This is a genomic window from Methylobacterium endophyticum (assembly GCF_050591105.1).
In the GTDB taxonomy this organism is placed as follows: domain Bacteria; phylum Pseudomonadota; class Alphaproteobacteria; order Rhizobiales; family Beijerinckiaceae; genus Methylobacterium.
This window is the reverse complement of the sequence record NZ_JBNHES010000011.1, coordinates 101209-113122: the sequence shown is the minus strand read 5'-3', so window position 1 is coordinate 113122 and position 11914 is coordinate 101209. Positions and strand designations below refer to the sequence as shown.

At 71.1% G+C, this 11914-nt stretch carries 9 protein-coding genes and 1 pseudogene; 5 read left to right on the top strand and 5 right to left on the bottom strand.

Annotated features, from left to right (window positions below):
• Positions 1-12: 12 nt before the first annotated feature.
• Together ACP56T_RS13755 and ACP56T_RS13750 are read left to right on the top strand one after the other, a co-directional pair.
• Entirely contained in the window at positions 13-972 is a 960-nt protein-coding gene (locus tag ACP56T_RS13755; protein WP_430912692.1) for a DMT family transporter, read from the top strand.
• 1 nt (position 973) lies between these two features.
• Positions 974-1426, top strand: coding sequence for a GNAT family N-acetyltransferase (locus ACP56T_RS13750; RefSeq protein WP_430912691.1), 453 nt, complete (start codon positions 974-976; stop codon positions 1424-1426).
• 63 nt (positions 1427-1489) lie between these two features.
• Here the strand turns inward: ACP56T_RS13750 and ACP56T_RS13745 are convergent, their stop codons facing one another.
• The 4 genes and pseudogenes from ACP56T_RS13745 to ACP56T_RS13730 all read right to left on the bottom strand — a co-directional run bounded on the left by ACP56T_RS13745 (position 1490) and on the right by ACP56T_RS13730 (position 7597).
• Positions 1490-1996 (bottom strand): Ros/MucR family transcriptional regulator, encoded by a 507-nt coding sequence (locus ACP56T_RS13745; protein WP_430912690.1) that lies wholly within the window; start codon positions 1994-1996, stop codon positions 1490-1492.
• A gap of 311 nt (positions 1997-2307) precedes the next feature.
• Positions 2308-4029, bottom strand: coding sequence for a B12-binding domain-containing radical SAM protein (locus tag ACP56T_RS13740; protein WP_430912689.1), 1722 nt, complete (start codon positions 4027-4029; stop codon positions 2308-2310).
• A gap of 772 nt (positions 4030-4801) precedes the next feature.
• Positions 4802-6598: pseudogene (locus tag ACP56T_RS13735) on the bottom strand (carbamoyltransferase family protein); the annotation flags it as partial.
• A 48-nt stretch (positions 6599-6646) separates the two neighbouring features.
• Positions 6647-7597, bottom strand: a complete 951-nt coding sequence (locus tag ACP56T_RS13730) for an SGNH/GDSL hydrolase family protein (protein ID WP_430912688.1) — start codon at positions 7595-7597, stop codon at positions 6647-6649.
• Positions 7598-7668: 71 nt separating this feature from the next.
• On the opposite strand from ACP56T_RS13730, the gene ACP56T_RS13725 reads away from it, so the two are divergent.
• A complete protein-coding gene (locus ACP56T_RS13725; RefSeq protein ID WP_430912687.1) occupies positions 7669-8487 on the top strand; it encodes an aspartyl/asparaginyl beta-hydroxylase domain-containing protein in 819 nt (272 codons plus the stop codon).
• A 14-nt stretch (positions 8488-8501) separates the two neighbouring features.
• Here ACP56T_RS13725 and ACP56T_RS13720 read toward each other — a convergent pair whose 3' ends face one another.
• Entirely contained in the window at positions 8502-10238 is a 1737-nt protein-coding gene (locus ACP56T_RS13720; RefSeq protein WP_430912731.1) for a CocE/NonD family hydrolase, read from the bottom strand.
• A 234-nt stretch (positions 10239-10472) separates the two neighbouring features.
• Between ACP56T_RS13720 and ACP56T_RS13715 the strand changes: the two genes are divergently transcribed.
• Together ACP56T_RS13715 and ACP56T_RS13710 are read left to right on the top strand one after the other, a co-directional pair.
• The gene (locus ACP56T_RS13715; RefSeq protein WP_430912686.1) at positions 10473-11243 is read left to right on the top strand and encodes a thioesterase II family protein; all 771 of its coding nucleotides are present in this window, start codon (positions 10473-10475) and stop codon (positions 11241-11243) included.
• Between the two features lie 191 nt (positions 11244-11434).
• On the top strand, positions 11435-11650 hold the full coding sequence (locus ACP56T_RS13710; protein ID WP_430912685.1) for a hypothetical protein: 216 nt from the start codon (positions 11435-11437) through the stop codon (positions 11648-11650).
• The last annotated feature ends 264 nt before the right edge of the window (positions 11651-11914 follow it).

Genomic DNA, 11914 nt, shown 5'->3' with positions numbered 1-11914 from the left:
GCGGCTCCCGCGATGAAGCGCACGGAGATCGTCTCGGCCGCCCAGCCGGCTGCGCTGCCGGCGGGCGCCGCCGCCTCGACGGCCTATCCGCTCCTCGTCGGGACGGCGCTGCTCTGGGCGGGCAACACGGTCGCCGGGCGCTGGGCCCCCGGCGAGGTCTCGCCGCAGGTGCTCACCTGCCTGCGCTGGGCCATCGCCTGTGTCGTGCTGCTGGTGATCGCGCGCCGCCGGTTCCTGGCCGAGCGGCGCGTGCTGGCGCCCTACTGGCTGCGCGTGCTGCTGATGGGCGCTTGCGGCTACACCATCTATGCGAGCCTGTTCTACGCGGCCGGCGCCTACACGAGCGCCGTCAACCTCGCGCTGTTCCAGGGCGCGATCCCGGTGCTCGTCATCCTGATGAACGTCGCCGTGCGGGGCACGCCCGTGCGGCTCGCGCAGGGGATCGGCGTCGTCGTCACCCTGCTCGGGGCGGCGGTCGCCGCGACCCACGGCGACTGGACCGTGGCGGCGACCATGAACTTCAACCGCGGCGACCTCCTGATGCTCACGGCCTGCATCTTCTATGCCGGCTACACGGTTGGTTTGCCGGCACGTCCGCCGGTCTCCGGCGTCACCTTCTTCACGGCCATGGCGGCGGCGGCCTTCCTGACCTCGCTGCCGCCGCTCGCCGTCGAATACGCGGCCGGGCACCTGATCTGGCCGACGCCGAAGGGCTGGGCCATCGTCGCCTTCGTGGCGCTCGGGCCCACCCTCGCCGCCCAGCTCTCCTTCATGCGCGGCGTCGAGCTGATCGGGCCGAACCGCGCCGGCCTGTTCGTCAACCTCGTGCCCGTCTTCGGCGCGCTGCTCGCGGTGGCGCTGGTGGGCGAATCCTTCGGCCGGCCCGATGCTGTGGCGCTGCTGCTCGTGCTCTGCGGCATCGCCATCGCCGAGCGGCGCCAAGCGCGGCCGGAGAAGAAGAACGGCGGCTGACATGAGCGGAGACGGATGGCGGGTGCGGGACCTGCGCCCCGACGACGAGGCGGATTGGCGCGGCCTCTGGTCGGGCTATCTCGCCTTCTACGGCGAGGCGCTGCCCGAGGCGGTGACGGCGGCCACCTGGGCCCGCGTGCTCGATCCCGAGGCGCCCCTCCTCGGCCGGGTCGCGGAGCGGGACGGCGCGGCGGCCGGCTTCACCCTGTCGGTCCTGCACGCGGGCACCTGGACGCTGGCGCCGGTCTGCTATCTCGAAGACCTGTTCGTGCGGCCGGACCTGCGCGGGGCGGGTGTCGGCCGCGCGCTGATCGACGACCTCGTCGCCCTCGCCCAGGCGCGCGGCTGGGGGCGCCTCTACTGGCACACCCGCGAGGACAACGCCCTCGCCCGGCGCCTCTACGACAGCTTCACCCCGGCCGACGATTTCCGGCGCTACCGGCTCGTGTTCTGAACGGCGAAGGCCGGACCCGCTGCGGCGGGCCCGGCCTTCTCGCATCGTTCCGGGCGTCGCCGCTCAGGCGTCGGCGACGGCCTTCTTGCGGCCGCGGGTCTTCTTGACCTCGGGCTCCGGCGCCGGCTCGGGCGTGGCGGGGGCCTCGGCCGTCTTGCGGCGCTGCTGGCCGAGGCCGAGATTCTTGGCGAGCGCCGAGCGTGCGGCCGAATAGCTCGCCGACACCATCGGGTAATCGGCGGGCAGGCCGTAGCGGTCGCGATAGCCGTGCGCGTCGAGGCCGTGCCGGGTCAGGTGGCGCTTCAGGCTCTTGTAGGGCTTGCCGTCGATGAAGCTGACCAGCGCGTCGGGGGTGACGGACTTGCGGATCTGCGCCGGGCTGGCCTTGGTCTTCTCCGGCTCCTCCGAGGCGGCCTGCGTCTGGCCGAGACCGGAGAGCGCGGCATGCACGCTCGCGATGAGGGCGGCGAGATCGGCGACGGGAATGGAGTTGTTCGAGACGTAGGCCGACACGATATCGGCGGCGAGTTCTACGTGGTTGTTGTGCTCGACCGGCACTGCCTCAGACATTCGACATTCCTTCTGCTTATCCTGTTTCGGACCTTTAAGCGGATCACAGAAGAACGCAAGCACGAGTGTGCAATCGCGGCACGAAAAAGTCTTTGGCAGTGGACGAGGCCCGAGCATTTCGCGGCACCGGTCCGAGAAGCCGAAACAATGCCGTTACCTTGATCGGCCCGCACCCTGCGGCTCGCGGCTCCGGCCGGCGCGTTGCTTGGGTTCGACATGGCCGTTCATGCCGCGCGGACCGCGCGTCGTTCGCGGAACCATTTCGGACGGCGTAAACCATACGGCCGCGCCGTCCTTCCCCGGCGGAGCCTCTACAGGGCGGCGAGATCGACGGTCCGGGCCGGGGAAGCGGCAGGCCGTCCGCCCGCATGGGCGAGCCGCTCGAAGGCGAGGGCTGCGGCGCGGTCGGAGCCGTGATCGGCGCCCGGCTCGTAGCCTTCCCATTCGCGCAGCGGCGCCATCCAGTAGCGGTCGTCCTCGTCCCGTCCGACGAGCTTGGCCTCGAAGAGGTCGCGCTCGATGAACAGCCGCATCGCCGGCCGGCCGCTGGCGCGCGGATGCGCGTTGACCATGCGCATCGTGGTCTCCACCGTCCGGTGGACGCGCTCGGGGTCGAGGGCCGTGGTGGTGGGCTGGTTGAGCCCCACCGATTCGCACAGGCGATAGACGGGATGGTTGCGCGGTACCGTGTAGCCGCGCGCCTCGGCCACGCGGGGCAGGAAGTATCCGGCGGTGATCGGCGCCGCGCCCGAGGGGCGCACGCAGGAATAGGCGGGATGGTGCGGCGCGTCCGCGGCGGCGCTGCCCGGCATGAAGCGCAGGACGTTGAGGTTGAGATAGTCGGGCTCGCACCGCTCGATCCCGAAGCGGATCGCCGCGATGTCCTCCTCGAAATCCGTGGGCCGGTAGGCGACGACGCGCGAGCCGGACTCGTCCAGCACCGCCTTCGGCAGGCCGAGGATGATGAAGTAGCTGCTCGGCAGCCGCGCCGCCCGCATGTCGGCGAAGGCGCGCACCACCAGCGACGGATAATTCTCCGCATCGCGGAGCTGCGTCGACCAGCTGCCGTTGAACTTGCCGATGGCGAGGCCCACGCCGGGGTCGATATGCTCGACGCCGAAGAACATGTAGTCGCAGCCATGGGCGACGAAATGCTGCATCATACCTGCGTCGATCATGTCGATGCGGGTGTTGGACCCCCATTTCAGGCCGCTTTCCCCGAGCAGCCGGGCCTCGCGCTCGGCGGCGGCGCGATTGACCGTGAAGGTGTCGACGTCGAGATAGACCGCCTCGAACCCCTGCGCGCGCAAGGATTCGAGCTGGTCGCGCAGGGATGCCTCCCCGAGCCGCGCGACGCCGCCCCCCTCCGTGCTCTTGTTGCAGTATCCGCAGCGCCAGGGGCAGCCGCGCTGCGTGAAGAGCTGCGCCGATTTCAGCTGCCGCCCGTCGGGAGCGCGGAAGATGTCCATGTCGTGCACCGCCGGGACGTGGACGAAGCCGAGCCCCTGGTCGATGGCGTCGAAATTCGCCACGCGCGGAGCCGTGCTGCGGTGGAAGCGGCCGTCCGGCGCGACGTAGCAGAGGCCCTGGACCTCGGCGCGGCCTTCCGGGAAGCGGCCGGCGGCGACCAGCTCCGCGATCCGGGGCATGGCGTCCTCGCCCTCACCCTCGAAGAACGCGCTGATCCAGGGGGAGGCGCGCGCGATGTCCTCCACGCCCTTGGCGGCGTAGCCCCCGACGATCACCGGCACGTCTTCCCGGCCCGCCTGCAACAGGGCGTCGCAGACGCGGGCGGCGCTGACGTCGAGCTCCGGCCATTGCGGCGACATGCAGCCGGCGAAGGCGACGAGATCGCTGCGCACCGCCGCGCGGCAGACATCCTCGATGGTGACGTCGCCGCGTTCGAGATCGAGCTGAAGGACGTCCCGGAAGCCGGCATTCCGAAGCGCCGAGGCGAGAACCGGCAGCGCCTTGTTGGCGCCGTTGAAGCTCCGGGACCGAAGCGCCTCGCCGATGAGCAGGATGCGGATCATGATCCCTCGTGAGCTGGCGCCCGATCCCGCGGCCGAGCGTGACGGATGCGGCGCCGACGAACGCTCCGGTCCTCGGGAATAGCGGCGAGTATGATCAATACGGCGCGACTTCACAACATGGGATCGCGACGTCGAAACCTGACAATCGTGCGATCACGCCTGAAAATCGCAAGGCCGCGACCGCATTGATCGTCCAAGAGTAGAATATTTCCCGCCGATATGGCGTCGATCCGCTCGCCGCATGCGGCCCGGCGGTTCGCGAATGCGGGGTTTCGATTGCCGATCCCATGAAAGCCGGCTCGGGACCGTCGATGGGCGGACGGGACCCTCAGAACATCGCGTAGAGCGAGGTCGCGACATCCGCCGTCTCCGGCGGCAGCGCGTCCGCCAGGATGCGCGCGGTCCGGGCGTGCCGGGCGCTCGCCTCCGCCAGCGGGAGGTCCGTCTCGCGCTCCCATAGCGACCGAAGGGCCTCGGCCAGCCCGTGCTCGTCGTCATAGGCCGCCACGGTCCATCCGCGAACGCCCCTGCGGCGCTCGGTCTCGGCGCGGGCGATGAAGCGCGGCGGAGCGGCCGGCGCGTCGTCCAGGGGGCGGATGCCCCGCGCGGCCGCGAGTTCGTGGAGCGGCAGGATCGTCGTCTCGAAGAGGTCCGCGATCTCCGCCGCGACGCGCTCCGCCATACCCTCCTCCGCGAGGGCCCGATCGAACTCGTCGGCGAGGAGCCGCACAGTGGCTTCCAGCTCCGCGAGCATCGGGATCGGCGTACCGACCGGGGGCTGCTCCGATTTCCACAGGAGGCAGTCCTCGAGGACGAGCAGGTCCATCCGGGTCCGCATGAAGCAGGCATAGGCGTGCCTCGGGCTGCACACGATGGGCTCGTCGCGCACGTTGAACGAGGTGTTGACGAGGACCCCGCAGCCGGTGAGCGCCTCGAAGGCGGTGAGCAGCGCGTGGAGATCCGGATTGTCCCGCGCGTCGACGGTCTGGACGCGGGCGCTGTAGTCGACATGCGTCACCGCCGGCACGTCGGAGCGCGCCATGCCGATCGTCGCGACGAGATCGTCGGCGTCGAGGATCTCGGGCGGTTGCGGAAGGCGGCGCTCCGCGCGGACCGGCGCGACGAGCAGCATGTAGGGGCTCTCGCCCTCGAGATCGAAATACTCCGCCGCCCGTTCGCGCCGCACGGCGGGGGCGAAGGGCCGGAACGATTCGCGGTTCTTGATCGCCACGTTCATCGCCTGCTGCATCGCGGGATCGCGCGGGTCCCCCAGGATCGAGCGGGCGCCGAGGGCGCGGGGGCCGAACTCCATCCGCCCGCGCAGGACGCCGACGACCTTGCCCTCCGCCAGGGCTGAGGCGACGATGGCGGCGCGCGCCGCGTCGTCCGCGCAGACATGGTGCGGGAGGCCGTGCCGGTCGAGCAGGGCGCGCACCTCCTCGCCGCCGAAGGCCGGCCCCAGGAAGCTGCCGTTCTGCCCGTCGCGTCTCCCGGCGATGGGCGGGCGCGGGACGCGGAAATGCGTATGCGCCGCCAGGAGCGCCGCCCCCACAGCGCCGCCGGCATCCCCCGCCGCCGGCTGGATCCACAGGCCGTCGAACAGGCCCGCGCGCAGGAGCTTGCCGTTCGAGACGCAGTTGAGCGCCACCCCGCCGGCCATGACCAGGTGGCGGGCGCCCGTCTCCCGCTTGGCGGTGCGGGCGAGGCGCAGCACCGCCTCGTCCAGCACGCATTGGATCGAGGCCGCCATGTCCCGCTCGCGCCGGGTGATGCGCGATTCCGGCAGCCGCGCCGGGCCGCCGAAGAGCTCGGCGAAGCGCGCGTTGGTCATCTCCAGCCCGTCGAGGAACCCGAAATACCCGGTGTTCAGCCGGAACGCGCCGTCCTCCCCGAGGCAGATCAGGCGGTCGAGGATCAGCGGCGCGTAGCGCGGCTCGCCGAAGGGCGCGAGCCCCATGAGCTTGTACTCGCCGTCATTGACGGCAAACCCGCAGAACTGCGTGACCGCGCTGTAGAGGAGCCCGAGCGAATGCGGGTATTCGATTTCGCGCAGGAGCTCGATCTCCGATCCCTCGCCGAGGCCGATGGTCGTGGTCGCCCATTCCCCGACGCCGTCGACGGTGAGGATCGCGGCCCGGTCGAAGGGCGAGGGATAGAACGCCGAGGCGGCGTGCGCCTTGTGATGCCCGGCCGTGAGCAGGCTTCCCGCAGCCCCGAGGCCGCCGAGCAGATCGCGCGTCAGCCGCTGGATCCACAGCTTCGAGCCGAGGATCGTCCGCGCCGCCGCCTCGAATTGCTTTCGGCTCGGCTCGCCCGCCGCGATGCAGCCGCGTACCACCCGGTCCCAGGTCAGCACGGGGTCGTCGTGATAGGCGATCCCGTCGATGTCCGCGATGTCGATCCCGCCCTCCTCCAGGCAGTAGTTGATCGCCTGGAGGGGAAAGCGGGGATCGTGCTTGCGCCGGGAGAAGCGCTCCTCCTGCGCGGCGGCGACGATGCGGCCGTCCACGACGAGCGCCGCGGCGGCGTCGTGGTAGAGCGCGGAGATTCCGAGCACGCGCGTCGTCATGGCCGCCCCGCCGTCCGGGCCGTCATCGCGGCCGCGCGCCCCCGGCGCCTATCCGGCATCGCCCGTTCCGGCGAGCACCCGCTCGATGGCGGGCCGGATCGAGGCGGCCAGGGCGCGATGTCCGGCGGGCGTCGGGTGGATGTCCCGCGGGAACCGGAACCCCCGGCGCGTCTCGGGCGGATAACGCCGCAACTCGGGCAGAGGGTCGTGCAGGAGGCAGCCCGTCGCCTCGCTCAGCTCGGAAAAGCGCGCGCGGTAGGCTGACGGGTCGGCCTCGCCCTCCACGAAATCGTGGAGCGGCAGCGGCACGATCAGCACCGGCCGCCGGCTCTGCGCGATCCAGAGCGTCAGGATGGCCCGCATCAGGAGCCATGAGGGGTCGTCCGCGTCGTCGTATTCCGGCAGGGGGGCGGGCGACGGCGCGAGCCGGCCGTAATGCTTGATCTGCCGCAAGCCGGCGCTCGTCTCCGGCGAGAGGGCGCTGGCCCCGAAGGGAAATCGCGGAACGGGGACGCCCCGCAGGGACAGGCCGTCCGGTCCGAGCTCGAAACGAGGCTTCGCATAGGCGCAGAACGTCCCCGATTCGTCGATGAGGGGCGTGTATGTGGGCTTGATCCGCCGAATATTGTCGATCAGCACGGCGATTACAAGGAGATCGTGGGATATTTCGCGCCCGAATTCCCGCCAGCACAAATATTGCTGATCGGTGCCCGTCGCGGGCAGGCCGAGATTGTATATCTCCACGCCCTGCATCAGATTAGACAGGCGGTCGCCGAAGCGTTCGGCGTTCGGGACGCCGTCGCCGGCCGTGAACGAGTCCCCGAACAGAAGGACACGTCGCATGCCCGGCTTCGGTTCGCCGACGAACTCATGGTCGCTGCGAAAGCCGAGCGCGTTGGTGCGAATCGGGTAGCCGCCGTCCTCATGCGGAACCCGCGCCCGCAGCCCCGGCACGAAGCGGTAGCCGAGCACGGGATCGAAGCGGAAGAGCTGGCGCATGCTGGGATGCCCGCCGCGCGCCCGGCCCGCGACGGTTCGGGATGAGCCGCCGAGACAGGAGAGGAACAGCGATGGACGATAAGCCCGCCGTCTCGCCCGAGCAATTGGAGCGGCTGCTCGCGGAGTTCGACCGCCTGCGCGCCCGGCACGGACCCGCCGCCCTCGACCGGGTCGAGGAGGCGCTCTTCGGGGAGCCGCCCGAGCCCGTCGGGGACGGCTCCGAGCGTCCGACCTTCCGCGTGCCGGGGCTGACGGCCCGCCCGTGGCACGACCCCGCGAGGTTTCCCGCCTGCCATGCGCTCGAGGCGGGGGCGGAGGCCATTCGCGGGGAGTTGCTCGACACGCTGGGCCGGCGCGAGGGGTTCCAGGCCTACCGGCAGGATTGCGACTTCTTCGTCCCGAAGGACCACTGGAAGACCATGTATTTCCTTGTGGGCGGAAACCGCGTCGAGGAGAACCGGCGGCTCTGCCCGCGCACGGCCGCCATCCTCGACGCCATCGACGAGACGTTCGGGATGGTGATGTTCTCCGCCCTCCTGCCGGGGGGGCATATCGCGCCCCATCGCGGGCCCTCGAACTGCCGCATCACGATCCATCTCGGCCTCGTCGTCCCCCCCGATTGCGGTCTGCGCGTGGGCGAGGAGACGCGCGGCTGGGAGGCGGGCCGGTGCCTCGCCTTCGACGACACCTTCGAGCACGAGGCGTATAACCGGAGCGGCGAGGCCCGCTTCGTCCTGTTCGCCGATGTCTGGCATCCCGAGCTGTCGGAAGCCGAGATCGCCGCGCTGACGGCCATGCAGCGCCTCTTCGCCCAGGGCAGCAACCCGCAGAGCCTGGGCCGTGTCCTGGCCGATCGCGAGGCGGAGCGCGGGCACGCCTGGTGGGCCTGAGCCTCCCGCCGCGCCTATCGCATCCGCAGCGGAAGCACGAGGCGCGACGCGTGGGCCCCAGCGCGCAGCACCTCGATCTCGGGGGGCTCGTCCGGCACCGGCTCGAAATTGTCCCGGTCCGCCCCGGCGACGGCGAGGCGGATGGCGTGGCCCGCCGCGAACAGATGCGACACGGGCATCAGGTCGAAGGTGATCTCGGTGATCTCGCCGGGCACCAGCGGCCGGGCATGGGCGCGGGTCAGGCTGCGGTAGGGAACCCCCTGGGGCAGGCGATAGGGCGGCGGCTCGTCCGTCGGGGCGGGGCGATGCAGCGCGCGGCACAGGCCCTCGGTGACGTAGCGGACCTCGCCCCCCGGCGAGACGTCCTCGAGATAGGCGAAGACCTGCCCGTCCTCGGCGCTGGAGCGCAGGAACAGGGTCAGGATCGGGTGCCCCGTGACCTCGGCCGCCCGGTCGAGGGGGGCCGACTGGTAGACGAGGAGGCGCCGGTCGCGCGCCCGCCGGTCGGGGTAGCCGACCCTGGTGCCGCCGACATTGGCGAGCGACACCCAGCGCGAGGTCGGCCCGCTGCTCGCGGCGGGGTCGACCCGGTAGCGGTCCCATCCGGTCTCGGCGGCGGGAGGGGTCCAGCTCAGGCGGTGGCCGCCCTCGAGATAGAGCGGCGTCGGCGGGAAGCCCGGCGGCGGCCAGGTCTCGGCGCTCTTCCAGGCTTCCTCGCCCATGGTGAAGTAATGCACCGGCGGCTCGCGCTCGATGCCGTTGGCGAGGCCCTTCAGATGCCGGTCGAAATAGCGCAGCACCTCGCCGAACTGGTCGAAGCCGCTCCTCCGGCTGGGAGCGAAGGGATTCGGGTTCTGCGTCCCGCCGTGATCCCAGGGGCCGAGCAGCAGCCGGTTGTCGGGGGAGCGGACGCTCAGGAAGCGCTTGACCGCTGCCAGTCCGTTGGCGCCGTCGAAATAGCTGCTGACGCTGTAGACCGCGGCGCCGGATGCCTCCAGCTCGGGGAGGAAGGCGTGGGGGCTGAACGCGTCGTACTGCACGCCCGCCGCCGTCCGGTCGTCGCGAAAGGCGATGCCGAGCGCGGTCTCGATGATGTCGTAGTTCTCCGCGTGGCCGGCGACGGCCGCCGCGCGTTCCCGTCCGTCCTCGTCGCCGTCCACGGGCGCCGCGCCCTCGATGGGCAGCGCCGCCAGCCGGCCGAGCGCCGTGCGCGCCAGGGCGGAAACCTGGTTGCCGTCGAGCGCGCGGTTGAGCGCCGACCAGATCTCGAGGAAGCGCCGGTTGCGGACGCCGCCGGGATTGGCGATGTCCGCGCAGATGTCGAACGGCGCGTAGCGGATATGGGCGGCCTTCACCGCCGGATGGCGGACGGTGAGCAGCATCTCGGCGGCGGTGCCCACATACGAGATCCCGGTGACGCCCACTGTTCCATCGGACCAGGGCTGCCGGACGATCCAGTCGACCACCTCGGCGCCGTCCGCCACCTCCTCGGGGGACCATTCCATGCGCCGCGCGCCGAACGAGGCGCCGGACCCGCGAACGTCGACGGTGACGAAGGCGTAGCCGTGGCGCATGATCCGCCCCCGCGCCGCGCGGAACGGATCGGTGAGGGCGAACAGCGCCGCGAAGAGCGGCCTGTAGCGCGTGCGGCGGTGATACCGCGTCTGGCACAGGATCGTCGGGATCCGGTCCCCCGCCCCGAGATCGCGCGGCAGGTGGAGGTCTACCGCGAGTCGCACGCCGTCGCGCATGGTCACGTAGAGCGAGCGCCGGGCCTGCCGTGGCCCGTACCTGAACGGCGGTGTCCATTGCGCGTGCCACCAGGCGGTGTCAGGCTTGGGCCTCCTCGACAAGGTTCACCCGTGATCTGAGAGGCGGCGGCCATGCGGCCGGACCGGAGGAATCGCTGAGCCCATGCTGCCCGATCGCCGCGCCGTCCCGCAACGGAACCCCCGGTTCGCCGTGCCGCCCGGCACGCGCCGCTCGTGAGCGCGCGCGGCATCGTCCGCCTCAGGGAGCGTGCCGGCGACGCGCTCCTGCTGATCTGCTTCCCCCATGCCGGCGGCAGGGGCGCCGCGTTCCGGGCCCTGGTCCCGTTCCTGCCCCGGTCGGTCGGGCTCGTCGCCGTCGATCTGCCGGGGCGGGCGGGTGCGGCGCAGGAGAGGCCGTTCGAGGATGTCGAGGCCGCCGTGACCGGCCTGCTGCCGCGCCTCGCGCCGTGGCTCGACGGGCCCTTCGCGCTGGTCGGCCACAGCGTCGGTGCACTGCTGGCCTTCGAGATCGCCCACCGCCTCGCCGCCGGGGGAGGCCCGATTCCCCGCCGCGTCGTCGTCGCCGGATGCCGCGATCCCGCGAGCGTCCCGCAGGGGGAGGCGCTGTCGCGGCTGCCGCGCGCCGATCTCCTGCGCTACCTGGACGATCTCGGCGGGATGCCGCCGGAGGTGCTGGCCAACGAAGAGCTTCTCGATCTCATGCTGCCGCCGCTGCGCGCCGATCTCGCGCTCGCCGACCGCTATGTCTATCGGGCGCGGGCTCCCCTCCCCTGTCCGCTCTGGGCCTTCGGCGGAACCCGCGACCGCGAGGTGCCGCCCTCCTCGCTCGCGGCCTGGGGGCGCGAAACGGCGGCCGGCTTCCGGTACGCGATGCTGGAGGGGGACCATTTCTTCCCGCTCGCTGACCCGGCCGGCTTCGTGGGGGCGATCGTCCCCGAGGGCGACGCGCCATGGACCGCCCGCGCATGCACCGCCCGCGACTGAACGCTTGTCCACAGGGCGCCGATATTGACGTTCCCGCCGCACGGCGCGCGCTGGACAGAACAGGAGCAATCGACGACCTTGCTTCAATTGTCGAGCAGTGTTAAAAATCGCGCAGGGTGAGTCAGTTCAGCAGTTTACGGTGTCCTTGAATCGGGCGGCTGTTGTCGCCGGATGCATCCCAGGAGCTTCAAATGTCCGATCGCTCGATGGAAGACGAGATCAAGAAGGAAGTCGAGGAAGTCCGCCAGCTCGTCGAGCAGAACAACGACGAGCTCGGCGACGGGCAGCTCGACGATGTCTCGGGCGGCCGGTTCTCGTTCAACCGCGTCGCGTTCGCCGAGCGGAACGTCCTTCTCAACCAGCGCATCACCAACATCTCGCGTCTCGTGAGCGTGATGCAGATCTGACGCGGCCTGTTGTCAGGTTGTGATCGCCGGCTCGTCTTCGCGTCATGGCGAAGACGTCCGGTTTGTCTGGTGACGTCCGGCACGATGCCGGCCGATATGGCGGCTCTCCTCGGGGCCGCTTTTGGAAGCATTCCGCCGCCCTTCACGGCAGACGCCGAATCGAGAGCGGATCACCGGGCCTCCTCGGCTCGGTGATCCGCTCTTCGCGTTTCCGGCGGTAGGCGGCACTATCGGGTCCCGGTCTCCGACGAGCGGGAGGCGGCA

Coding starts and splice junctions, on each gene's coding strand:
- ACP56T_RS13725 (WP_430912687.1), top strand. CDS start 7,669: ATGGACGATAAGCCCGCCGTCTCGCCCGAGCAATTGGAGCGGCTGCTC.
- ACP56T_RS13755 (WP_430912692.1), top strand. CDS start 13: ATGAAGCGCACGGAGATCGTCTCGGCCGCCCAGCCGGCTGCGCTGCCG.
- ACP56T_RS13730 (WP_430912688.1), bottom strand. CDS start 7,597: ATGCGCCAGCTCTTCCGCTTCGATCCCGTGCTCGGCTACCGCTTCGTG.
- ACP56T_RS13745 (WP_430912690.1), bottom strand. CDS start 1,996: ATGTCTGAGGCAGTGCCGGTCGAGCACAACAACCACGTAGAACTCGCC.
- ACP56T_RS13740 (WP_430912689.1), bottom strand. CDS start 4,029: ATGATCCGCATCCTGCTCATCGGCGAGGCGCTTCGGTCCCGGAGCTTC.
- ACP56T_RS13750 (WP_430912691.1), top strand. CDS start 974: ATGAGCGGAGACGGATGGCGGGTGCGGGACCTGCGCCCCGACGACGAG.
- ACP56T_RS13710 (WP_430912685.1), top strand. CDS start 11,435: ATGTCCGATCGCTCGATGGAAGACGAGATCAAGAAGGAAGTCGAGGAA.
- ACP56T_RS13720 (WP_430912731.1), bottom strand. CDS start 10,238: ATGCGCGACGGCGTGCGACTCGCGGTAGACCTCCACCTGCCGCGCGAT.